We start from the raw sequence: 22,107 nt of genomic DNA, 5'->3' as shown, positions 1-22,107 counted from the left end.
ATCGGAATGAGCTTCTTGTCGAGAGGCTCGCAATTTCTCCTCCAAATGGATGATGGAAGCGAACAGGGCCAGAGCTATAGATCGAGTCAGTTTAACCAGAGGATCAAGAGATGAGACTGCCAATACGACCGTTGCGTCTAGCCTGATCCTCCGGCTTCCCGGTGAACTGGGTCGAATAAACGTCTATTCCTCGAGATGGAAGATATCGCCCAACAGGCTCAACAAAACACGGCGGCTCAAGAACTCACCACCATTGCGACCGCTTCCTCGCCCTGCTGTAGTCGCCATCCCTGAACATGGCCATGATGTCCTTCCGTTCCTGCGCGTTCTCGATCCGATGCCTCACATCGAGTTCGAAGTCGAGCTGCGCGAAAGTGTCCTGCCGAAGGTGTTTCCGCTCGCTCGCGAAATCCATTCTGGATCGGAAGCTGTTCCGGAGACTGATGAACGCCGACACGGCTTCGCCGGCGTGCCGATACCTCCAGTTGGAGCCGGACATCTCCACCGCCAGATCGAAATCGATCTCGTGCGGAACGTTGTCCCCGACATCGGCGAGGCTGGACCTCATCTGGTCGATCGAGAGATAGACGTCGGCCAGATCACGTCGGGACTGCCCAATCCGAGTTTCGATGTCGGCACAGTCCGAGCACACGTCCACCCACCTCATTTCCTGAAGGTGCAGGTCGTTTGGGAAACCTGGAAACAGGCGTTCTCGAAGAGTGATTTCGTCCTCATCGAGAAGGATGTCGTGCTGGGCGATTGCTCGGATCGTCCCCGTCCATTTCTTCTTCGAACTCAGTCGCATCGAAGCCCGCTTCCCGCGTCCGCAGCAGGGGCACGTCCAGTCTTCGCCGGTCTCGGCCCATTTCCTGGCAACGTTTTCTGGGACGTAGCTGCTATACTCCTCGTCAGTGGGGCGACGGACAACTGTCTTCGTCCGCTCCCGCCTGACGACGTCCTTCTGCACAGAGCGAGCGAGGAAGTCGCTTCGCATCGTCTGAAGCAGCCCGGTGTTGACCGTGCCCTTCGCCGACCTCAGGAAGGCCTTGTGGAGATTCTCTTCGGCACCGATCCGCTGGAACATCCTGCGGTCTACGCGGAGCCTTCCTTCTAGCCGGCGCTGCAGCCGGCCGGCAGCGAGATCGTCGACGAGCATGTCGAGGATGGCCACACGCCGTTCAAAGCCCGGCCGCTCCCCATCCCACACGGCTTTCGCCGCATCGACGTCGATTTCGTGGTCGTGATGGGGCATCGCCTTCGCAAAGGTCCGTATCTCCGCGGCCGCGAAGCTGAAGCTGGGATCGGCGTCCACGGCCTTCTTAGCCTTTCCATCGGCCGCGTTGCATTCGGAGCAGACGAGGGCCTCGTCGAAGCGCACGACAAGCGACCGGATCGTATCCATGACGACCGTCGCACCCTCCATGAGCTTTCCCTTCCATTCCGGCCCGAGAAGCTTTTCAGGTCGGCGCAGGCCCTCGTCCCACAGGTGGTCGTGATGCAGTTCCAGCTTCGCAAGGAGTATCCCATTCGCCGACTTCCGGAAGATTTCCGGCTTGGATCGGCCACAGCCCGGACACGACCAGAACTGGTTTTCGAGCGCCCAGTTGGAGTTCATTTCGAGACCCTTGGCAGCGAAGTTCTCCATAGCCCGCTTCGTCTGCCTGCTCCATCGTCCGTCGTATTCCGGGAAGTAGTAGTCCATCGCTTCGTCGTCGAGCTTCGCAGGATGCGGAAAGACGAGCGTTTCTGACCAGAGGCGGTCGTCCTCGAAAATAGGGTCGAAGTCTGTCGTACCGTCCACCGAATCCTCCGATCACGTTCGAGGCGCACCTTATACCAGAGGGGCCGGGGGAGGAGCCTAGCCATTCCTTTGCCGTTCGCGCGAATTGCGATCGGAGCGTCGCGCGTCACCGCTCCGTCGCGAAAATTGGTTCTTGACGTCCGTGATCTCGTTCTCTAAATGTTCCTGCCATCATGTTTTACATCGCTCGCTACGCCTCGGCACGAATACGCTGACCGACCGCCGGACCTGGTTCGGCGTCCGCCATTCCGTATTGTGTTCACGAGGGTGCCATGAAGAGCAGTCCCTTCGAGAGGCCGCCGGGCGATGTCGTCCCGCGAAACGAGCCTCCTCGTTTTTTCTATCCGCTTGCCACCGTCAAATGCGCCGGGCCTCCCTTCTTTCGGAGCCAGGACGCCCGCGACTTCGCCTGCCTTCTCGACGTCGATCCGGATGTTGCACGATGGTCGTGCGAAGGCGTCGAGCTGTCCTATGGCGGCGAACTCTACCGGATCGACTTCCTCGTCACCGGGACGGATGCCCGAACGTTCGTCGTTGACGTCGCCGAGGACGCACCGAGACCGCCCGACTGGATCGAGCTTGCCGTCGGCCGTGCGGGGCACGCCTACCGTCCGGTCGCGATGCGCGACTTCACCGACAGCAACCGGCTTCTCAACGCCAAAGATCTCCTCCGCTACGGGTTCTATAGATGCCCGCTTGGCGACCGCGTGCGCATTCTCGCGGCCCTCGACGAGATGGGATCGCTGACCGTCGCCGAGGCGCTTTCCGCCTTCCGGGAGGGCCGACCGATGGCCTGCCTTGCCGCGCTGATCCTGCAAGGATTCCTGGAGATCGACATGGACGAGGCCCTCATCGGGCCGGAGACGGTCGTCCGCCGGATACGGGACTGAGGACTGCACATGCATCTTCAGAAGCCAATCCAGGACACGATCATGAGAAATCCGAAATCCTTGAAGGAGGGCCACGGCCTTCCGGAATACGTCGCCTACGCCAACCTCAGGCAGGGTATCCGACCGCTCGTCCGGGCGAACCGCTACTCCATCGCAGTCGTCCGGCCGCCTGGCACGGACGCCGCCGCCTACCAGTCGGCCGCCCGCATCTACGTAGGCAGCCGTCGCTTCGAATCCAACCGGGTCGTCGACTTTTCGAAGGAGAAGCCCTATCAGGCCACGGCGCTCGCCTTTGAGGCCATGCGACATCCGAAGTCCATCCTGCTTTTCCCCGACATGGATTCGGTGCCGGATCTCGTTCGGGCATCGGTCGACCTGCTCGTCGAACTGAAGCCGCCGACGATCGCGCTGATGAAGGGTGTCTTCCAGTGGCGGGACAAGGTGGCGATCACCGACAAGCAGGCGGAAATCTTCCTGCTGCTGGACGACGACATGAAGCGGGCGATCGCGCGTCCGGGACGGAACGTCGGCCGCATGCTGGCCCAGCTCGTCATGCGGCCACGTGACCGGGAATCGCGGCCGCAGCCTGTCGCGTCGGCCAACGAGGACTTCGACCACAGCCTGGAGTCGATGCCCGGCTACGGCGAGGCGAGAGATTGGGGCTTGCAGCTCTCCGACGATCTGGCCGACTGGAAGGCCGGCCGCATCCCGTGGAGCGATGTCGACACGGGCCTGCTGCTCTCCGGGCCGTCGGGCGTCGGCAAGACGATCTATGCACGCGCGCTCGCGAAGACCTGCGACGTCGAGCTGGTCGTCGCCTCTGCGGCCCGATGGCAGTCGAAGGGGCATCTCGGCGACATGCAGCGGGCGATGTTCAAGTCTTTCGACGAGGCGAAGAAGAAGGCGCCTGCGATTCTCTTTATCGACGAGGTCGACTCCTTCACGGATCGCGACCGCGAGCAGAGCCACAATGCCAGCTATGTTCGGCAGGTCATCAACAGCTTCCTGGAATGCCTCGACGGGACGGCAGGCCGGGAAGGGGTGGTCGTCGTCGGCGCCTGCAACAACCCTACCGTCATGGACGCCGCAATCCTTCGTCCCGGTCGGCTCGACCATCACATCCGGCTGGGACACCCGGATGCCGAAGCCCGCGTGGGAATCCTTCGCCTGCATCTTCGCGGTGACCTTCCCGATGCGGACTTCTCCCAGTTCGCTGACGACAGCTTCGGCCTGACGGGAGCCGATATCGCCCGGCTCGTCAGGCTTGCGCGGCGCGTGGCCCGACGTCATCGCCGGGCGGTCACCATTGAGGATGTCATGGGTAGTCTGCCGGGGCGCGTCGTGCTTTCGGAAAAGTACCGCTGGGCGCTCGCGATCCATGAACTCGGTCACGCCGTCGTCGCGGTCGCGACCGGAGCGCGGAAGCTGACCGGCGTATCCATCGAGAGCAAGGCGTCGGCGACCCTCGACCAGCAGATCCTCGGCGCTGCGATCCTTGAAGACGTCGAACGGGCGAACCGCGGCAAGCAGTTCTATCTCGACAACATCGCGATCCTTCTAGGCGGCATGGCCGCGGAGCAGGTCTTCATCGGCGAACACGGCGACGGCGTTGCCTCCGACCTGGACGGCGCGACCCGTATCGCGATCATCCTCGACCGCCATCTGGGCATGAACGGCGTCCTCAACGCATGGCCGGCCGGCATCGACGAGCGGCTCATCGACGGCGTGCGGAGGTTCGACAACGCACTCCTCGACCGCGTCGAACCCATCCTGCAGGAGCAGCTCGCCCGCGCGAAGGCCATCGTCGGAGCCTACCGGACCTCCATGGAAGCCTTGTGGCTCGATTTGATCGGCGGCGGACACCTGACGGGCAAGCAGATTGCCGACGGCCTCAAGCCGGACGCGGAACGACCGACGCCAAAACCGCGCCGAAAGATCAGACAGCGACTTCACGGATAAAGGAGAGAAAGCATGACCATCCAATCCATGACGACGACCACGCGTCCGACAGTCACCGGCTGGAAGGGCCTGAGCGACGCCACTCACTTCGAACGGCTGAAGACAGCCTTGTTCCGGACGAGGGGACCAGCCCGCTTCGACCGGGCGGGAGCCGACCGCATCCTGGACGATCTCCGGCACGTCGCCTACAGGCGCGGCCTCGAGGCGGCGCAGGTCTTCCAGTTCCTCGATCAGGACTTCATCGACGCGGACGAAGACCTGTCGATGGCGCAGGACGACCTGAACCGGATGTCGAAGAATCTGCCGTTCCTGCGGGAGGTTACGGCCGTGGCCGAAGAGATCGAATCCATACGGGACACGATGGCGGAGGAGGCGAGGGTCTTCCTCGGATGGCGTCCCTATGCCGGGAAATGGGCATTCCCGAATCCTGTGTGGAGCGAATTGAAGCAGGCGTTTCAGGAGGGGAGGGATGACGCGGAGGGGCAAAGATCTTGCCCGATATTTGTCGGCCTCCAACACATGGCGACAGGGCTTTCTTAAGACTTGCGTGGGATGGATCCCGAAGAAGGAGATGTTCCCATGGCTGGTATCGACGTGCTCACCTACGTGAGTGGCAAACAGGTCTTCATCCTTACAGGAGACGGGATCGAAGGACATCACTCGTTCGACAGCTATCGGGAAGCGATGGACGCACTGAAAAAAATCAAGGCATTGAAAGACGACTACAAGCGGCTTCAGGCGACCCGCGATATGGCCGTCTACCACGAGGCGGCGGGAGAGGCGATGCCTGACGGGTACGCGCTATTCATATTCAAGATCGGCGATGAGGTCGTTGCAGGGATTGTCCGTGGGCCGAGCGGATACCTTGCTCGATCTCATGACGTCGCCAAGTTGATAAAGGATGCATGGCTGCATTCGTCGAAACGATCATCGAGCATGGCATCTTCCCCCAGCTCTACGCTGATGCCACGCCGTCTGAAATAGCATGTCCCCCGACGATATTTGAGCGCATCCTGCTTTCCAAGGCTTCAAGCTGCTCGAGGTGATGGGCGCTCCCGTAGAGGCGTACGATGGGCGCGCATTTCGCGTGTTGAGCGTTTAGCACTTCCCATTCGCCATCATCTCCTTGAAGGATCATTGCCTTCAAGATGATGGCGACGTTGCTCTGTTCGAATTCGCTGTACATACTCAAGCCTCGTCCGCCTCTTCCTTTTAGGAGACGACGAACGGCGTGGACGCACAAGACGCCACTCCTGATGCTCGGACGCGAGCGACGGAGAGGAAGATGACGACTACCCGTGTGGCAGACCCCGTCCTTCGTAGTCATGATCCGAACGCTCTCTTGCAGCACTTCGGTGAACCAGTCGAAAGCGTCTGCGAGAAGTTCGGTCGTGCCGATTTCGGTTTCAGCTTCAGGCATTCGAATCCTCCAATTGTCCACTAGCCTGGCCGGCGTTCTGTGGACTGGCAAGTAGCGAACACGCTCGACTCTCGCTAGGATTCGAGCCGTCATCTATTCGAAGGATTCGCGCGGATTGCGATGGTCGACAAGCCCAATAACGTTGGAGACTTTTTCGAGCAGCTCCGGCCGCCGATCATCCGCTCTGAAGGGGCGACCGAGTCCGAACGATATCTCGCGAAGCTTGCCGACCGAACGTTCCTGAACCTTTGGTCCTATCCAAATCCGTATCGCTCTCAGAAGCTGGGTGGCGCAGGGGATGGAAAGGAAATCTGCGACCTTATCGTCGTCTGCGATCCGCATATCCTCATCTTCTCCGAGAAAGAAATCACCTGGACTGACAAGGCTGTCGAGGTCGCGTGGTCGAGGTGGTGCCGACGGGCGATCTTCGATGCCGCCAACCAGCTAAAGGGCGCGGAACGTTGGATCAACGAGTTCCCCGACCGAATTTTTCTGGACAAGCTTTGCGAGGTCCCGTTCCCGCTCGGCTTACCCGAACCAGGACGTCGTCGCGTCCACAGGATCGTGGTGGCCCGCGGCGCAAAGGAAGCATGCCGCAAGTTCTTCGACGGCGGGCTTGGCACCTTCGTCGTGCTGCCGGATCTAAAGGGGAGTGATCACTGCAAGCCCGATGCTTCGACCTTCATGCCGTTCGCGATCGGAGACATCGACCCTTCCGGTGATTTCGTCCACGTCTTCGACGACGTTTCGCTCGACATCGTCATGCGCGAACTCGACACCATCTCGGACTTCACCGACTACCTGGACAAGCGTGCCGCGTTCATTCGATCCGGTCGACTTGCGAGCGCCCACGGCGAAGAGGATCTGCTCGCCTACTATGCGATCAGGATCAATGAGCAGGGAGATCATGACTTCACGCCGCCGGAGGGGCGGACTTGGGACGAGATCAATGCGCTCGTGATCGAGCATGGCAACTGGAGCAGATATGTCACCGATCCGCGCTACGAGGCGAAGAAGCTCGCCGACGAGGTCTCATACGCATGGGACCGGCTGATAGAGACATTCACAAATCACCTACTGGGCGGAACTTCGATCTCGCTCGAGGGACACACCTACTCGCTCACCAACAGCGAAATCGCCGTCAGGCACATGGCCCTTCAAAACCGATTTTTACGCCGGAGCCATAGCCAGGCCATCCTCGGTGCGCTGGAGATTGGTCGTAGGAGAGACGTCTTCTTTCGGGCCATGCTCTCGCCGGAAGGTTCGAAGTACCACGAGACCGGGTTCTTCTTCGTCACGTTGAAATACCTGAGCTGGATGGACGGTCTCGGAGGCTACGAAAAATACCGGCTGATGAGAGCGTTCTACATCCAGACCTACGCGCAAGCTTTGCTCATGAAGCATCCGCACCTTCGGCAGGTGATCGGCATTGCGATGGAGCCTCCCAACCAAGGCCGCGGGACGTCCGAGGACATCATCTTCGCGGGCCAGACCGACTGGACCGAGGAGGATCGAAATCAAAACAGAGAAGACTGCGCAAATCTGAACATCATGGGCCAGATGAAGGAAACGCCTTATCATGGCGAGGAGTTTCCCGTTGTCGAAAAGGCTCCACCACGGATGTTGCAAGGTAACCGAAAGCAGCGGCGCGCGATGGCCGCCCGGAACAGAGGTCGAAAATAGCTTTCTCATAACCGGGCTTTGGGAAGGATCTGCCAAGATCACTCGCAGTGCTTCGGCGCCTTCAGCGTCTTCACCAATCTGTCGATGACCGGGCCGTACCGCTTCTGCTGCGCGGCCGGATATTCCAGCGTGAAGTTGCCCATGGCGTCATCGCATAGCGCGATCTGCCGCATATAGATGATGCGGTCGCCCTTCACCCCGGACAAGCTTGCCCACGACGCTCCGCGCTTCTCGTAGGTAAACCTCCAACCGTCGTCGATCGCGAACTTCCTGCGGAGATCCCTCTCTTGGGAGAAGCCGCCTTCGGTGAGGTAGTTCCCCCAGATCGAGAGCTTCGCCTGGCCGTCCGCGCTCTCGAGACCGATGCCGTCGCCATTCTCCGGCACGAGGATCGTCTTGAAGCCGGCCGGGAGGTCGACGCTATAGCCGAAGCGGCCGTTCGCGTATGGTTTCCAGTCGGCGGCAACGGCCATCGTCGCGGCAGCCAAAATCGCAAGGATGACAACGTATCGTCGGTGCATGCATTCCCATTCCGTTGCGGCCGGCAGGCCCTCGTTCAATGATGTCTCCATTGACTGAAGGAGACATCATTTATGATTGGATTCGCCTGTGATGCAAACCGTGGAAGACACCATCACGCCAGAACCCGTGCGGACAGTATCCTTGTGGTGATGCAACGAGCCGTCCGCCGTGGCTCATTCGACACGCTTGAATTGATGCTGAGGTGCCGTGCGGACGAAATCAGGGGCATAGGCGGTTCTTCTGACGTCGCGAAGCTAGAGGTTGTCGAGCGTAATCTTGCAAGGGGGCGAGAGATCGAGGCAAATCATGGAGCAGGAGCCTTGCTCGACCTACAGGACAGCTCCGTTCTCGAATGCATAAAGAGGGGCCTGATACCCGAAGAGCAACGTATCGCAGCGGAGCTGTATCAAAAGACCCGTCACCGGCCGTATTTCGTCTTGTAGTAGGTCCAAGCGTCGTTTGCCACGTCGATGGGATCAGACCCTGGACCCGCGATCCTGTTGCCGATCTCGTCCACGACAATATAGTTCGTACCATCCCAAAGCATGACATAACCATCAGGGATATCTGCCAACCTGTAGACGACGAACCAAATGCCTGAAGGCGGCGTGTGGGTGTCGTCGGCGTCCAGGTGAGCAACTCGGCTCCGATGTTCCGCGAAGTCCATCACCGGTACCGGCCCGCAGGAAATCGCGGAGTCGTAGCTGCGAACGACAACAACCTGTATTGTCGGGCGCTCGTCGTTTTCATCGCCTTCGACAACGTAACCGAGTTTAGACATAGGTGCGCTCCTTCTTTACTGTCTCATCGTCGTGATTTTCGGCATAATCCTCTGCGGACAGGGACGGCGGCAGGACGAGAACTCTTCGCGTCGACGCCACTTCCATCATGGCCTCCCAGTCGATCGCCCACCCCTTCAGTGACGAAAGCATCGCCAGTCCCATCGCCTGCGCGACAGCCGGCACGACGGCGTTTCCAATCTGGTCGGCGACCGGTCCGAGGCCGCCGACGAACCTCCATTCATCCGGGAAGGCTTGGATCCGGGCGCGCATACGGTTCGTGAGGCCGGGCACGAATCCTTCACGCGACGCTTCCTCGTTCGTCGGAGCGGCCTTCGCCGGAGGAGCATAGGAAAGCTGACGTTCTGCCGCACGCACGGCCTCTCCGACATGCGGGCTGCCTTGGTAGCCCCTGATGGTGTCCGACCGATAGTCGCGGGCGCGCATCGCCTCCAGCCAGGCATCCGCGCCGATCCAGCCGTTTTCGCCCATGAGGTCGGCAAGGACGACCCCAACGTTGGTCGACAGCTCCGGGAACCTGGGCGGCATCCTGAAGGTGCCTGCCAGATCCTTCCGCATGCCGACGAACATGATCCGTGATCTGTTCTGCGCCACGCCGTAGTCCCTGGCGTCGATCCGATGGATTTCGACCGAATATCCAGCCTTCGAGAACTCGCGCAGAAGGAAGGCCACGTAGTCCGCGTGCCGGGCATGCAGGAGGCCCTCCACGTTCTCGAACAGGAACGCCTTCGGGGCAATCTCGCGTAGCGCCCGGACGCCTTCCCGCATCAGGTCGTTCTCGTCGTGTCGACCTTTCTTGGCGCCGACGGTGCTGAACGGCGTGCACGGAAGGCCTCGACCCTGTATCGCGTGAAGTCCACCTTCCGGACGTCCGCCTCGACGACGTTCCAGTTCGGCCGATTCGCGCGCAGCGTGGCGACCGCGTTCCTGTTCATCTCGATCAAGGCGACATGCTCGAACCCCGCGCGCTCCATGCCGAGCGCCAGACCGCCGGCGCCTGCGCACAGCTCGAGAACGCGCGGACGGAACGCAAGCCCCGGCAGGGCCGCGAGAGGCTTCCGGAGCCGCCCGTCGAACGAGACGCGAGATTTCCCGGCGACCGCCTGCAGCGCGTTCGTCTGCATCGGCCCGATCTCGGAGAGGTGGCCGGAGGCGATGTCGCCCAGCACCTTGTGCGCAAGCGCGATCCTGTACTGAGAAGATGCCGGCTTCAGAGAGGCGAGGGCGGGCTGTTCCGTCCCGAACAAGAATTCGAAGTCGTTGCGGAGCTGTCCGGCCTGATGACGAAGGCCCGCCTGCACGACCACGCGGTCGTCCTGCCCCTTCCGGAAGTGGAGCCGCAAGTCGTCGGAGAAGGAGGACATCTTCTCCTCGAAGGAGGAGATCGCCGCCTTCGCGTGCCTGCGCGCCGCCGCGGCGGCAGCCTTCCGGTTGGCGGCCGCCATGGCCTCCGCGGGCGTCAGCCGAGCATCGGCCAGCCTGCGCCGGATCGCGGCGACGTCCTTCGTGTCGACCTGGGCGCCGATCTCCATTCTTTCGAGGATTTCCTGCCGAGTTTCCACGTCAGCCGCAACGAGCGCCTTCACGACAGGAAAGGAGGCGCGAGTCCTTTGAAGGACGTCTTCCGAACCCTTCAAGGCCTTCGCGAATCCCAGATAGGTCGACATTTCCGTGGCGGGGAGATTGCATCGCGCCTTCAGGAAGGCTTTCGCTTCCGCGGCCGGGACGATCTCGGTCAGCTTCTCGACTTCGGCTGCCATCTTCAGTACGCGGTCGGTCATCTGCTTCTGAAGCTCGATGATCCGCGTCATGGCGGCGGAAAACGCGTCTGCCTTCGGGTCGATGTCGGCCATTTGGAGTGTCCCCTTTCGGGACGTCCATACGACATCGGATCTTTCGGGGCAGGTAACCGGATTAGTAAAATTCACGCGATCTCAAAAGGATTCGCAGGTTAAAGGCCTGGGGAGGTCCCCAGTCCCTACGTGGAATCGCAGGGGCTGTCACCTGCGGTGATAATTCTTCAAACGCTACGCAACCGGACGATTGCCATATCGAAGATTTTTCGGAGCTCCCGATGGCAACTTTTGCGCCAATTACAGTTATCGCCCGAGCAACAATCACGTCAGAACAGTCGTCCGTATCAGGCTGCTCTAGGAGTGCACCCTTATCGGTAAAAATTCCCATTGACTATTACTTATACGTGAAGCAATTTTTGCGCGTAACATGCATCTTGAGGGGGCAGAGATGCGAAGAGGACATCGGCTTTCGCGCGTGGTCACAATGACTGCGGTCTTTGCGGTGCTGCTTGCAGCTTGTGGGGGGCCACAATTTCGCGAGACGCAGGTTACAACTCCGGTCGTCCCGGTAGGGACGGTGATCAACAGCTTGAAATGCGGACTATCTAAAGCCCTTGAGTTGGACAAGCTAAAGCGAAGTGGCATTCAAAATGCCGTCGCCGTCGTCACGCTTGACGTGAACGTGGTTCAAGGGGTGAATCTGGATGGCTCCTTCTCGGCCGGTATACCTATCTCAGGCGGTGCCGGCACGTTTACGCCAAGCTTTAGCGCATCCAATCATTCGACGCTTACCAACAACACGACGACGCAGTTCAACATAGAAGTCGCCGGGCGAAACAGCGCGGCGTGCAATGTCGTGAACGGCAAGTATCAAGATGCCGGCTTCTCGACGTGGCTCGCGCAGGTCGTAAATGACGTTAACGGTGCGGTGGGCGGACCTCCTTACGCGTCGATGCAGAAATACACCTTCGACAGTAATTTCATTATTACTCGAGGGGCCAAGGGGGGCGTTGATTTCAACATTGTGCCGGTCAAGCTCGGAGCATCTTTCGACGCCTCGCGATCAGACGTTCAGCATATCAACATCCAAATCGGCGCGGTCGGTTCGAAAAAGGGGATGCCGGGAGGTCCTCAGTGGATTATTGTTAACTAGCCCGTTCGTTGGGCAGACTCGTTCTCCGCTACGCGACGACAGCAAAGCACCCACTGCGGGCGCGCGAGCTGTATGCCGCCTGGGCCTGACCGCGGTAATGGTTCAAAAATGTGGGAACCTCAAAACTTTGAGAGATTCCACATTTGGGTTAGTGGCTGGCTCAGGTCCTCGACAGTTCTTTTACCTCGGTGTCCATGCGTGAGGACAAATTTTCGTTTGATTTCAGAGAGGAAAACGGCACAACGGGCAAGGCCGGTTTCTGACATCGGGTAGTTTCCCTATCAGCTTTGGGCGACTCTCTTAATCGGAGGATGCCAGCTTCTCCCTGAGCAACAGGGAGACGTCCATGTCCGTCGAAAATAATGCCAACATCGTCCGGGTCACTGGCACCGTGAAGGAGATCAACGGCAGATCGTTCTTCGGCCGCAACGGGTTGGATGACATCCATCACTATGCGTATCTGATTATCGAGGACATGAGCGGCCAGCTCCTTAAGTTCGAGCGGGTCACCACGAACGAGAAGATCGATCCGGAGGTTAAGGTCGGCAACGTCTGCACGTTCTATTTTCGAAGAATATGGTCGTGGAGGAAGTCCGTCTTCCATCTGATCGCCACCGAGAGCGACAATCGCGGCATCAACCACTTCGCTCTGTGGCAGGGGGCCAACAAAGTGTCGCATGGTTTGATGATGGCGAAGGCCGTTCCTGGCGCCTACGTCCTAGGCCTGTTCCTGTTCGCGCTGCCGGCGCGCTTTACGGTAGGACTTGGCAACGTCTTCTGGCTCGCCCTCATTCCTCCAATAGCTCTCATCGTGCTCAATCGTGTCACCAGCCTGGATAAGGTGCGGAAGGACTCTATCGCCTTGCAAAAGGAGTTGGAGCGTTCGCGTATCGGGCAGAAGTTCGATGGCCGCGAATTGAAGACGATGTGACTGGAGGTGGAGATGTCCGACAGAGACGCCGGAAAACGGACCCTCGTCATCTTCCTGGGAAGCCTGGTGGGCGTCCCCTTGATCGCCACGCTCGCGATCGCCGCCGTCGTCGTCGCCAGTACGATGGGCGCGATGGTCTGGAATTCGTGGTCCGCCAACGAGTCCCGCCTGCGACAGGAAGAGGAGCGCGGCGCGCGGATCGAGATGGCCGCGCGGGAGCAGACCTTTCTCACCCTGTGTCCGGAATATTTCCAGGCGTCGTTCCTGGACAGGTGGTTCAGATACAGGCGCCTCTCATGGTGCGAGGATTATCGCGACCGGTTTCCTGGTGGCCATGCCCGGTGAGGCCGGATGCCTGCATCTCGTGGGTCAAGGGTCCTTAGCGACGATGCCGCCGAGACCGGCGGACACCGACAGCACGGCCAGATGGGCGATATTCCGGGCCTGGAACCGGGATTTCAAAATATCGATCCGATGCTCGATCGTCCGATGCGACAGGTTCGAAGCTGACGCGATTTCCTTGGTGGACGAGCCTTCCGCCAACAACTGAAGGATAGTGAGATCGACGTCGTCGAGGCTCCCGTCCTTCGATGCTGCCGGCAGCAGGAAATGGATGTCGAGCAGGCCGATGCACCATTCGCTTCGCCCCGAGGAATTCTTCTGCGGCAGAATGATCTGGTCGTAGCCGATGACCGTGTCGAGGACTCTCGTCGCGACTCGTCCCATTGTCGGACGCTGGCGCTGCACGGCACCGACATAGGCTGGAATCACGGTTTCGTTGAGGTATTTTGTATCCGGAACGTCGGCGAAAGAGCGCGATCGCTGCAACGTGCCGATATCGGCCAATCCCGTCGGCAGTCGATAGCCTTGGATGACGTCGATGCCGAAGTCCAAAGGATTCGTCGCACGGACGTCGACGACGAGCAAAACCATATTGGGGCGTGCCAGTTTGCAGAAGGGACCATAGATATCCTCCGGATTGCCAAGTCCGTCCGGGCTGGAGATCCACGAATCCATCAGCGACCGGGATATCTGCTTGAAAGTCGCCCGCGGTCTCATCGCCGCAATCCGGCAAGGTCGTCGGCGCCGAAGCCGCGTACAAAAGACAGAAACGAACGGTTTTGTCAGGACGCTAAAGGCGGTTTTGTTCCATGCATAAGTCCTTGTCACTGTTTTTCATAATGATTTCATCGCACCTCCGAATGCCTGCTCCGCGAAACCGTTCGTTTCTGTCAAGGCGTCGCGCGGCGCGGACAGGCATGGAAGGATTCAATGGCAAGGATTGGATACGCGCGGGTGTCGACGGTCGATCAACATCTGGACCTGCAACGGAATGCATTGCGGGGAGCAGGATGTTCGCGGATATTCGAGGATCACGGGGTTTCCGGTGCGCGGGACAGGAGGTGCGGTCTCTCTTCGATGCTGAGAGCGCTCCGGAAGGGCGATGTTGTCGTCGTCTGGCGATTGGACCGGCTTGGCAGATCGATCAGGCATCTCATTTCCGTCGTCGAGAACCTGACGCGTCGCGGTATCGAGTTCCTGTCCCTGACGGAGAACATCGACACCTCGTCGGCAGGCGGCAAGCTGATCTTCCATATCCTTGCGGCACTTGCCGAGTTTGAGAAGTCGCTGATCAGGGAGCGGACAATCGCAGGGATCGAAGCGGCGAAGGCCCGAGGAAAACGCCCCGGCCGGCGGCCTGCGTTGACAGAGGCACAGTGCGTCGAAATCCGGACGGCGGTCAATGCGGGCACGTCGGTCCAAGATGTCGCCCGAAGATACCACGTTCATCCGAGAACCGTCCTCAGGGGGATCGAGCGCCTGCGGTAGTCGCAGGCATGCCGAAGCGCGCTACTGGAACAGACTGAGGATCAGGCTTGGCGACTGGTTGGCTATCTGAAGCCCCTGAAGCGCGAGCTGCTGCTGGGCCTGCAGCGCGCTTTGGGGGACCGAGGCCTCTTCCATGTCCGCATCGACGAGTCGGCCGACGCCTTTGTCGATCGTGTCCATCATGGTCTTCGCGAAATTCGACTGCATGTCGAGGCGGGACTGGAGGGATCCGAGCGCGGCCGCCCCGGACACGACCCTTCCCATCGCGGTCTCGACGTACTGGATATAGCCGTCGATCAGTGCGGGATTCTGGGCGACGTCGACGTCCATGAAGTTCATGGTTGGCAGCGGTTCGATGTTCACGTTGATGCCGTCGATCCCGATCATGCTCTTCTCGCCGGACTTGCGGTCGACCAGCGGGGCCGTCTTCAGCGATACGGTGCCCGGATCGGTCGCTGAGACGATTATGTCCGGCCGGTTGATGACTGCGGCAAGCAGCGTTGCCATTTCGTCGGAGGTCTCGACCTTGCCGTTGTCCTTGCCGAGCGCGGTGTCGACGAGGTCCTTGTCGAAGGAAAGGTTGGAGTACCCTCCGTCCACCCGAAGACGCATGCTGATCACGACGTCGTCGTAGACGGTGAAAGGCTCGAAGTCCAAGGTCATGGCGGAATTGCGGGTGCCGTACTCCACGGCTTTGTCCGCGATCTGGTTGGCGGCCGTCACGCCGTTGAAGGAGACGTTTGAGATCGCCATCGAAGATCCGTCTTTCGTGGCGAGCCCATTATGGACGATGCCGATGACGTCCGGAACGTCGACCCAGGTCCGCGTCTGCCCCGGCGGATCGAACTGCGTGTAGGTGGTCGCGGTCAGTCCGGATCCGACAAGAGCGGAACGGAGGACTGCCGCGTATTCCTTGTAGGTGTTGATCGTGCCGTCCGTTCGCCCGAGCGTGCTGTTGACTTTGGCGGCGTCGATGACGATCGAGGTCGTCTTTCCGGGGTCGTACGGCGGCGATATGCCGTCGGCCGGATTGTCAGCGTCCACGGTCACGTCGAAGGAGATGCTGCCCCCCGCGCCGAAGGTGATCGGGGACGAAAAATCGAAGGTGAAGTCGGTCGGCCCCCAGCCCCCGGTGTTGCGCAGGCTGTAGCTGCTCATCAGGCCGTTGCCAAAGTCGAAGCGCAACCCGCCGATCGTCTTCAGGTCGCGCGGGTCGGCCTGGAGCATTCCTCCGCCCGTGCTGTTGAACAGCGACGACTCGACCATGGGGTAGTCGATGGAGTTGACCGAGACCGTTCCATCGGCATTGCGTGTGAAGCCGGAGACCACCGATGCCTTGTTCAAGTCGGGGTCGTAGATGTCATCAACGTTGGTGTTGAGCCAGTTCTGCCCGTTGAAGCTCGCCGACTGCGAGATCGAGACGACCTGCGCCTTGAGCTGGTCGAGCTGGTCCTGGACCTTGTTGAGGTCGATCCCCTTTTCCTTGGCGGCGACGAGCTTGGCCTTGAACTCAGCGAGGACGTCGACCACCGAAGTCATCGCCGAGTAGGCCGTATCGACCTTGGCGGCCCCGACGGCCAGCGCATCGTTAGCGGCGGCGACGGCGCGCCGGTCGGACCTCATGGTCGTGGCGATGGACCAGTAGGCGGCGTTGTCCGAGGCTTTCGAGATCCTGAGACCGGAACTGATCTGAATTTGCGTCTCCTGCAATTTGCCGGAGGCCGTCCGCAAGGCGCGGAGCGCTGACATGGCGGAAAGGTTCGTCAATATGCTCGTCATGACCCGTCGCTGAAAATCGATTGCAGAAAAATGGCGTCGTCATGAACGCGATTGCGGAACTCCGCCGCCTGAACATGGTTAAAACTGGTTAGCGAAAATGGTAAAGTCGCAGAGGGAAACTACCCTGTTTGCAACCTGAGGACTTCAGCGCAACTTCGAAGCCGAAATTCTACGGAACGCTATCTCCATTGGCCGTCTCAAGTCGGGCGGACAAGCGGTGCTCGGGAACGCCCCTAGGATTGCCATTAAACGCATTGGGTTTGCTTACCCCGGCGCTTTGATCGATATGGTTTTGGCAGGTGGATTGTTTTGAAGCCGACTCGTAGCGGTGGAAACCTGCGCTGCAGGTCGCGGATATGGGATTCGAGAAACCGACAACGCCCCAAGAGGAGCACGGTGGCCGCGGGGTCGACACCACCCGGCTTCGCAGATTGAGCGAGCAAGGGGCTGGACGCCCTTCGATGGCGAGCGAGTCGTCTTCCCATGTGTATTATGTTGGTGGTTGAAATGACGAGCGCGAAATCGCAATCTTGTGTAAACAATCGAAATGAGCGTTCTCTGCGTCGACACTGATGACGATACGCCACTCCAACGGGCAATTCCCATGACCCATGAAATTCTCCCCGCAGACGAACGGCTTCTAGCCGAGGTTGAAGCCTGGCTCGATGCCGAGGAGGTGGCGTACGAAGCGGCCTTCGAAGCCTGGGAAGCTAATGATTACGAGGGCGATGCCCCGGTTCGAGGCTTTCGATGCAACTGGGACTCCGCAAAGCGCGCGTGGAGAGAAGGATACTCCGAGATCCACGTTCTCGTCGTGGGCGACCAGGCCGTCGGCTTTCTTGACGGCACGGACATTCTGGAAATCAGGCCCGGTTTTCGCGGAAATGGTTATGGCCGGCTATTGGCTGACTTCATGGTGAAGTCGGCAAGCGACGAGGGCCGCTCGGTGGTCAAAATCGAGATCGCGCCGGCTAGCGCCGAGCCTTTCTGGGGGCGTATGGGCTTTACGCCAATGGACGATCGTCCAAGCTCGGGAGGTGGGACATTCGCCTTCAAGATTCTTCCCAGGACTTTTAATCTGGGTGACGGCGAACGAGTACCGTACACGATCTCCTTCTTCACCCAGAAGGAGAGATACAAGGACGATCCGAAGGCCTTTGCCCAGTTCGACGGTCTTGGGGAGCAGCTTCCCGACGAAAGAATTCAATTGCCGGAACGCGCCTTCTGCTTCAATCCGGAGGACGACCAGCACGTCGACTACTTCGTGAAGATCGAACTGGACGGCCGTCTTGTTCACTTCGACAAGGCGAAGTACGAGGAGAGCACTAGCTTCGGAGTCGAGCGCGATCCGGGATACGACTTCTACATCGAGCGGATAAATCCCAAGCCCGCGTCGGTCTAGCCGTCGTCGCGCTGACCCGATCTTGATGGTCACAAAGCGGTTGAAAAGTCCGACGCGACGCGTGACGAATCCTTGAGCCTCTGGCCCTAAGATTGAGCATCTGCCATGGATTCGGTGACCACGTAGGGATCCGACATGGCATTCGCTTCCACGACATTGAAAGTGCTTATCGCTTCTCCATCAGACCTCAGAGAAGAACGCGACGCGGCGGAATCAGCCATCACCGAATGGAATTCCGTCCACGCCGAAGCAGAAGGACTCGTGCTTCTACCAATACGGTGGGAGACCAGCGTTTTCCCCGTCGCCAATCAGCGTCCGCAGTCGGCAATCAATCAGCAGATCGTCGATCACGCGGACATTCTCATAGGACTTTTCTGGACGCGGCTCGGCACGAACACGGGCGTCGCCATCTCCGGAACCGTTGAAGAGATCGACCGCTTCGTCGCGGCCAAGAAGCCGGCGATGATCTACTTCTCGGAGCGCGCGATCAGTCCTTCAGCGATCGACGTAGGGCAGCTTGGCAACCTGAAGGATTTTCAGGCAGCGACCTACAAAGAGGCGCTAACAGGATCGTTCGCGACGCCTGCCGAGCTGACTCACCAGTTGTTCAAGCACCTCACGAGCCTGGTGCGAACGATGGATCGAGCCAATCGGACGTCGCGCAGGCCATCGAGAGCGCGCGAGGTGACCGACATGATCATCGCCCTCAAGACGGCAGGGATCGGCCCCGCCGAAGCCGACGAGTTTCGGCAGAGCATCGTCGGAATGTCGAGAACGAAGGCGCAAACGCACGATCCGGTTCGAGCAGGTGAAAAAGGGCCTAACGGTCATCCGATCGGATACACAGCCGAGGGCGACAAGGTCGAGTGGATTCCTTCCGACGAGGTCGAAGGCGAAGTCTGGCCTATCGTGCTGCGACGCAATGACGCCTCCATTCTCAAGGCATACAAGGAGTTCTGGGACAAGGTCTGGTGGAACCGACACATGGTGTGGGTCGAGCGGATCGAAAGCGGCGAGGAGCCGCTGAAACCAGAGCAGGAGAAGATATTCGAAACTGCGAAAAAGGCGGCTCGTCGCATCGAACGAAAGTACGGAAGAAAGAACCTCGGATGGGACGATTTCGACTGGGGCCTCCTGAGCGGTCGCATGTCGGCGCTCTCATGGGTCATGGGTGCGGAATGGGAGGAATCACTTGATACTTGAGACGACAAAATTCGAGCTGCCTCCTGTGATCGCAGAACTCGTGCTCGCCCGCGACAGAGTCCGAGATCACTACGGGGTACCGGATCTGACCTTCACCCTCGACGGCAAGCTGGTCGGGGACATCGGCGAGGCCGTCGCCGCGGAGATGTTCGGGCTGACGCTGAAGACCGGTGGCGGAACCGGGATAGACGCGTTCGCTCCCGACGGGCGAACCGTCCAGATCAAGGCCACAGGGACTGGTCGGGGAGCGGTGTTCCGGCATGTCGACACGAGAGCTGACCACCTCATTTTCATAGAATTCGACTTCAAGAACCTGAGAGGGGAGATCGTGTTCAACGGGCCGGAGCACATCGCCCTTCAGGACATGCCAGAGAGCTGGCCGGACCAGCGGCCGGTGTCGAACCGAAACATGCGACGATTGAACGCCTTAGTGCTTCCGGAGGCCCGGCTCCCGCTCGTCGACGCCTCGCCGGAGGGCAACATTCCAGATCGGACGGCTGCGAGCGGCTGAGCAAGACGCTCGAACGGCCCTTTCGATTGCAGCGGTGACGATCACTTGGCGTCGAAGGATGCCACTTTCCGTCTTCATGCCTCTTATCGCAAGCTTGTGAGGACGAGGGCTGAACGGCATCCCTTCCGCTCGCCTCCTTTGTGCTTTGCTGACAGCCGCTTCACCGTTGCGTCGTGAACGCGCGGAGCATGAGATGGGTGGCGAACATCAGTCAGGCAGACAGCCTGGACATGGGCTAAGACAGCCCCCGGCGAAGCTCATGGCAGAGAGGCGCGAAGCCGCCCGCGAAGTTGTTCGAGCTCTTGAGGATGGTGTCGATCCGAACCGGCTCGGCCGGTTGAGAATGGCCGCCGCGACGATGGCGGAGTTCTTCTACATGGTCGGTGAGGAGGCGAAGAATGATTGGTTCCTGATGTCTGCCATGCTGGCCCACCCGACGTCGCGCGACGCCTATACCGCAGGAAGACGTTTCCGGGAAATGGGGGCCGCACTTGAGAAGTGCGACATCGATCTGGCGAACACGCTTCTCCGGGCAAGTCGGAAGAAGGATGTGGCGGCCCGGCTCGAGCACTTCCTTGCCTCTTCGCGGCCTGAGAACCCCATCGAACTGCCCAACGACGCAAAATGGCTCTACCTATTTCGCTGCGAGCAGGAATGGGGCGTCGTCAATCTCTGCACGATCGAGGGACCGCTTGAGGACGCACTTTCCGAAATGGACGAGATCAATCCGGAACTTGCACCATACGGCATCTCCGCCGCATGGCAGGTGCACGACACCGCTGCCGCATATGCGCTCGCGGCGAACACACTACAGCGGGCGTTCATACAGACCGACTTCTACGACTTCAGAGATCTGTACGCCCTCAGAGACATGAAGAAGGCCATTTCCGCTGTCCTGCAGGACTACGATCTCCTGGTGACGGGCCTCCCGTTCGCGTCGGTATCGTGGCCGTCGATACGGCGCCCGGTGCGGACGAGCCATGAGATCAGGCCGGAGGCAGTGGTTTCGGATGAAACTGAGGAGGATGTCGTCAATGAGCCGGGCGGTATCGCGCCCTGACCCTTCAAGGCCGAATGGCCACCTGGCTGTGTGATTTCGGCTTAAGAGGGAATGCTGCTGGCGGCAGTCTAAAAATCAGGTGCGCTCGGTCTAAGATTTAGTGCGGAGCGAGAACCTCCCTTTCGAGTCGGTCTCGTGGCGCAATACCGCGTCCGGTGAAAACGGTCCTTGAGATGGAGCTGCCGGCGAAGGACAATGAGGAGGTCGAAATCGGCGGAGGTCTCGCTCCAAGACCTAAATGGGCCTAAACGGCCAAAACCGACGAGATTTCACTCTTATGCGGAGCCGGCAACGCGCTGGTGGAGAGCTGCTTCGCACTCATGATGAGCGCTAAAAGAATTGGCGCACCCGACAGGATTCGAACCTGTGACCTTTGGAATCGGAATCCAACACTCTATCCAGCTGAGCTACGGGTGCATGCCTTAGGCGGTTTGACTCGCCTGTCCGATGAGGTGGTTCTTAGCCCAGGAAGCGTTTGGCTTCAATGCGGAAAATGCGGGAAACCACATATCGGTTTGTGTGAATGAAACAAGGCCGCGATTGTTAGGGCTCGCGGCCTTGTTGTTTGCTTAGGATATCGGGCTCAGCTCTTCATCGCGCCGGGGCCGGGGATGGCTTTGGGGGGGACCTTGCCGAGGATGATCATGCCGAGGACTTCGTCCTTGGTGACATCCTCTGTGCGGGCGTGGCCGACGACCTGGCCGTTCTTCATCACCGAGACGCGATCGGCGAGGTCGAAGACATCGTGGATGTCGTGGCTGATGAGGAAGATGCCGATGCCGTCCTTCTTCAGTTGCTTGATCAGGTCGCCCACCTGCGCGGTTTCCTGAGGGCCGAGCGCAGCCGTCGGCTCGTCCATGATCAGGATGCGGGCGTTGAAGAGGATGGCGCGGGCGATCGCCACCGACTGGCGCTGGCCGCCGGAGAGCGCCTTCACCGGCTCCTTGAAGCGCTTGAAGTTGGGATTCAGGCGGCCCATCACCTTGCGGGCCGAAGCCTCCATGGCGACGTCGTCGAGCGTGCCCCAGCGCGTCTGCAGCTCGCGGCCAAGATAAAGATTGGCGGCGGCGTCGACATTGTCGGCGACGGCGAGCGTCTGGTAGATCGTCTCGATGCCATATTTCTTGGCGTCGCGGGGCGTGCGGATATCGGCCGGTTCGCCGTTGATCAGGATATCGCCGCTGTCGCGCTTGTAGGCGCCGGACAGAATCTTGATCAGCGTCGACTTGCCGGCGCCGTTATGGCCGAGCAGCGCCACGACTTCGCCGGGGTAGAGATCCACCGAGGCATTGTCGACGGCGTGAATACCGCCGAAGGAGATGGAAATGTTCCTCATTTCCACAAGCGGAGTGGTTTGATCCGTCATG

22 protein-coding genes and 1 tRNA gene are annotated in these 22,107 nt (G+C 59.9%); 13 read left to right on the top strand and 10 right to left on the bottom strand.

The features are described from left to right. Positions 1-244: 244 nt before the first annotated feature. Entirely contained in the window at positions 245-1,801 is a 1,557-nt protein-coding gene (locus QA648_RS10950) for a hypothetical protein (protein ID WP_283046864.1), read from the bottom strand. A gap of 272 nt (positions 1,802-2,073) precedes the next feature. Here QA648_RS10950 and QA648_RS10945 point away from each other — a divergent pair, with 272 nt between their 5' ends. From QA648_RS10945 to QA648_RS10930, 4 genes are read left to right on the top strand one after another with little or no spacing between them, the layout of a single operon-like run. Further along, positions 2,074-2,691: a hypothetical protein gene (locus QA648_RS10945; RefSeq protein ID WP_283046863.1), complete on the top strand. Its 618-nt coding sequence runs from the start codon at positions 2,074-2,076 to the stop codon at positions 2,689-2,691. 42 nt (positions 2,692-2,733) lie between these two features. Then, positions 2,734-4,650, top strand: a complete 1,917-nt coding sequence (locus tag QA648_RS10940) for an AAA family ATPase (protein WP_283046861.1) — start codon at positions 2,734-2,736, stop codon at positions 4,648-4,650. 12 nt (positions 4,651-4,662) lie between these two features. Beyond that, entirely contained in the window at positions 4,663-5,190 is a 528-nt protein-coding gene (locus QA648_RS10935) for a hypothetical protein (protein WP_283046859.1), read from the top strand. Between the two features lie 39 nt (positions 5,191-5,229). Then, entirely contained in the window at positions 5,230-5,634 is a 405-nt protein-coding gene (locus tag QA648_RS10930; RefSeq protein ID WP_283046857.1) for a hypothetical protein, read from the top strand. Here QA648_RS10930 and QA648_RS10925 read toward each other — a convergent pair. Continuing rightward, positions 5,606-6,070, bottom strand: a complete 465-nt coding sequence (locus QA648_RS10925) for a hypothetical protein (protein ID WP_283046855.1) — start codon at positions 6,068-6,070, stop codon at positions 5,606-5,608. The genes QA648_RS10930 and QA648_RS10925 overlap by 29 nt on opposite strands. 120 nt (positions 6,071-6,190) lie before the next feature. Here QA648_RS10925 and QA648_RS10920 point away from each other — a divergent pair, with 120 nt between their 5' ends. Continuing rightward, the gene (locus QA648_RS10920; RefSeq protein WP_283046853.1) at positions 6,191-7,753 is read left to right on the top strand and encodes a hypothetical protein; all 1,563 of its coding nucleotides are present in this window, start codon (positions 6,191-6,193) and stop codon (positions 7,751-7,753) included. A gap of 38 nt (positions 7,754-7,791) precedes the next feature. Here QA648_RS10920 and QA648_RS10915 read toward each other — a convergent pair whose 3' ends face one another. The 4 genes from QA648_RS10915 to QA648_RS10900 all read right to left on the bottom strand — a co-directional run bounded on the left by QA648_RS10915 (position 7,792) and on the right by QA648_RS10900 (position 10,928). After that, positions 7,792-8,313 carry a hypothetical protein gene (locus tag QA648_RS10915; RefSeq protein WP_283046851.1) on the bottom strand — a complete coding sequence of 174 codons (522 nt, stop codon included), beginning with the start codon at positions 8,311-8,313 and terminating at the stop codon, positions 7,792-7,794. 380 nt (positions 8,314-8,693) lie between these two features. Next, a complete protein-coding gene (locus QA648_RS10910) occupies positions 8,694-9,056 on the bottom strand; it encodes a hypothetical protein (protein ID WP_283046849.1) in 363 nt (120 codons plus the stop codon). Next, entirely contained in the window at positions 9,049-9,921 is an 873-nt protein-coding gene (locus QA648_RS10905; RefSeq protein ID WP_283051298.1) for a DNA cytosine methyltransferase, read from the bottom strand. The genes QA648_RS10910 and QA648_RS10905 overlap by 8 nt, the downstream gene beginning before the upstream one ends. Continuing rightward, a complete protein-coding gene (locus QA648_RS10900) occupies positions 9,843-10,928 on the bottom strand; it encodes a DNA cytosine methyltransferase (protein ID WP_283046847.1) in 1,086 nt (361 codons plus the stop codon). Before QA648_RS10900 ends, QA648_RS10905 begins: the two co-directional genes overlap by 79 nt. Before the next feature lie 427 nt (positions 10,929-11,355). Here QA648_RS10900 and QA648_RS10895 point away from each other — a divergent pair, with 427 nt between their 5' ends. From QA648_RS10895 to QA648_RS10885, 3 genes are all read left to right on the top strand, one after another. After that, positions 11,356-12,024 (top strand): hypothetical protein, encoded by a 669-nt coding sequence (locus QA648_RS10895; RefSeq protein ID WP_283046845.1) that lies wholly within the window; start codon positions 11,356-11,358, stop codon positions 12,022-12,024. Positions 12,025-12,370: 346 nt separating this feature from the next. Next, positions 12,371-12,955: a hypothetical protein gene (locus QA648_RS10890; RefSeq protein WP_283046843.1), complete on the top strand. Its 585-nt coding sequence runs from the start codon at positions 12,371-12,373 to the stop codon at positions 12,953-12,955. Between the two features lie 12 nt (positions 12,956-12,967). After that, entirely contained in the window at positions 12,968-13,300 is a 333-nt protein-coding gene (locus tag QA648_RS10885; RefSeq protein WP_283046841.1) for a hypothetical protein, read from the top strand. Between the two features lie 24 nt (positions 13,301-13,324). On the opposite strand, the gene QA648_RS10880 is transcribed toward QA648_RS10885, so the two are convergent. After that, positions 13,325-14,014 (bottom strand): LuxR C-terminal-related transcriptional regulator, encoded by a 690-nt coding sequence (locus QA648_RS10880; protein WP_283046840.1) that lies wholly within the window; start codon positions 14,012-14,014, stop codon positions 13,325-13,327. 213 nt (positions 14,015-14,227) lie between these two features. Between QA648_RS10880 and QA648_RS10875 the strand changes: the two genes are divergently transcribed. Beyond that, a complete protein-coding gene (locus tag QA648_RS10875) occupies positions 14,228-14,785 on the top strand; it encodes a recombinase family protein (RefSeq protein WP_283046839.1) in 558 nt (185 codons plus the stop codon). A gap of 21 nt (positions 14,786-14,806) precedes the next feature. Here QA648_RS10875 and QA648_RS10870 read toward each other — a convergent pair whose 3' ends face one another. Then, positions 14,807-16,495 (bottom strand): flagellin, encoded by a 1,689-nt coding sequence (locus QA648_RS10870; RefSeq protein ID WP_283046837.1) that lies wholly within the window; start codon positions 16,493-16,495, stop codon positions 14,807-14,809. A gap of 673 nt (positions 16,496-17,168) precedes the next feature. Here QA648_RS10870 and QA648_RS10865 point away from each other — a divergent pair. The 4 genes from QA648_RS10865 to QA648_RS10850 all read left to right on the top strand — a co-directional run bounded on the left by QA648_RS10865 (position 17,169) and on the right by QA648_RS10850 (position 20,740). Continuing rightward, positions 17,169-17,966 carry a GNAT family N-acetyltransferase gene (locus QA648_RS10865; RefSeq protein WP_283046835.1) on the top strand — a complete coding sequence of 266 codons (798 nt, stop codon included), beginning with the start codon at positions 17,169-17,171 and terminating at the stop codon, positions 17,964-17,966. A gap of 135 nt (positions 17,967-18,101) precedes the next feature. Continuing rightward, on the top strand, positions 18,102-19,169 hold the full coding sequence (locus QA648_RS10860; protein ID WP_283046833.1) for a DUF4062 domain-containing protein: 1,068 nt from the start codon (positions 18,102-18,104) through the stop codon (positions 19,167-19,169). After that, positions 19,159-19,680 carry a hypothetical protein gene (locus QA648_RS10855; RefSeq protein ID WP_283046831.1) on the top strand — a complete coding sequence of 174 codons (522 nt, stop codon included), beginning with the start codon at positions 19,159-19,161 and terminating at the stop codon, positions 19,678-19,680. Before QA648_RS10860 ends, QA648_RS10855 begins: the two co-directional genes overlap by 11 nt. A 259-nt stretch (positions 19,681-19,939) precedes the next feature. After that, on the top strand, positions 19,940-20,740 hold the full coding sequence (locus QA648_RS10850) for a hypothetical protein (RefSeq protein WP_283046829.1): 801 nt from the start codon (positions 19,940-19,942) through the stop codon (positions 20,738-20,740). 340 nt (positions 20,741-21,080) lie between these two features. On the opposite strand, the gene QA648_RS10845 is transcribed toward QA648_RS10850, so the two are convergent. Beyond that, positions 21,081-21,157, bottom strand: a tRNA-Arg gene (locus QA648_RS10845). A 166-nt stretch (positions 21,158-21,323) separates the two neighbouring features. Then, a complete protein-coding gene (locus tag QA648_RS10840; protein WP_104823870.1) occupies positions 21,324-22,106 on the bottom strand; it encodes an ATP-binding cassette domain-containing protein in 783 nt (260 codons plus the stop codon). Position 22,107 lies beyond the last annotated feature (1 nt).

The sequence above is a fragment of the Rhizobium sp. CB3171 genome, assembly GCF_029714265.1.
Taxonomy (GTDB): domain Bacteria; phylum Pseudomonadota; class Alphaproteobacteria; order Rhizobiales; family Rhizobiaceae; genus Rhizobium.
This window is presented reverse-complemented; position numbering and strand designations above follow the sequence as displayed.

What these genes read in the sequence shown, in the direction of transcription:
- QA648_RS10945 (WP_283046863.1), top strand. Translation starts at nt 2,074, where the DNA reads ATGAAGAGCAGTCCCTTCGAGAGGCCGCCGGGCGATGTCGTCCCGCGA.
- QA648_RS10940 (WP_283046861.1), top strand. Translation starts at nt 2,734, where the DNA reads ATGAGAAATCCGAAATCCTTGAAGGAGGGCCACGGCCTTCCGGAATAC.
- QA648_RS10935 (WP_283046859.1), top strand. Translation starts at nt 4,663, where the DNA reads ATGACCATCCAATCCATGACGACGACCACGCGTCCGACAGTCACCGGC.
- QA648_RS10930 (WP_283046857.1), top strand. Translation starts at nt 5,230, where the DNA reads ATGGCTGGTATCGACGTGCTCACCTACGTGAGTGGCAAACAGGTCTTC.
- QA648_RS10925 (WP_283046855.1), bottom strand. Translation starts at nt 6,070, where the DNA reads ATGCCTGAAGCTGAAACCGAAATCGGCACGACCGAACTTCTCGCAGAC.
- QA648_RS10920 (WP_283046853.1), top strand. Translation starts at nt 6,191, where the DNA reads ATGGTCGACAAGCCCAATAACGTTGGAGACTTTTTCGAGCAGCTCCGG.
- QA648_RS10910 (WP_283046849.1), bottom strand. Translation starts at nt 9,056, where the DNA reads ATGTCTAAACTCGGTTACGTTGTCGAAGGCGATGAAAACGACGAGCGC.
- QA648_RS10900 (WP_283046847.1), bottom strand. Translation starts at nt 10,928, where the DNA reads ATGGCCGACATCGACCCGAAGGCAGACGCGTTTTCCGCCGCCATGACG.
- QA648_RS10895 (WP_283046845.1), top strand. Translation starts at nt 11,356, where the DNA reads ATGACTGCGGTCTTTGCGGTGCTGCTTGCAGCTTGTGGGGGGCCACAA.
- QA648_RS10890 (WP_283046843.1), top strand. Translation starts at nt 12,371, where the DNA reads ATGTCCGTCGAAAATAATGCCAACATCGTCCGGGTCACTGGCACCGTG.
- QA648_RS10885 (WP_283046841.1), top strand. Translation starts at nt 12,968, where the DNA reads ATGTCCGACAGAGACGCCGGAAAACGGACCCTCGTCATCTTCCTGGGA.
- QA648_RS10880 (WP_283046840.1), bottom strand. Translation starts at nt 14,014, where the DNA reads ATGAGACCGCGGGCGACTTTCAAGCAGATATCCCGGTCGCTGATGGAT.
- QA648_RS10875 (WP_283046839.1), top strand. Translation starts at nt 14,228, where the DNA reads ATGGCAAGGATTGGATACGCGCGGGTGTCGACGGTCGATCAACATCTG.
- QA648_RS10865 (WP_283046835.1), top strand. Translation starts at nt 17,169, where the DNA reads ATGACCCATGAAATTCTCCCCGCAGACGAACGGCTTCTAGCCGAGGTT.
- QA648_RS10860 (WP_283046833.1), top strand. Translation starts at nt 18,102, where the DNA reads ATGGCATTCGCTTCCACGACATTGAAAGTGCTTATCGCTTCTCCATCA.
- QA648_RS10850 (WP_283046829.1), top strand. Translation starts at nt 19,940, where the DNA reads ATGGCAGAGAGGCGCGAAGCCGCCCGCGAAGTTGTTCGAGCTCTTGAG.
- QA648_RS10840 (WP_104823870.1), bottom strand. Translation starts at nt 22,106, where the DNA reads ATGACGGATCAAACCACTCCGCTTGTGGAAATGAGGAACATTTCCATC.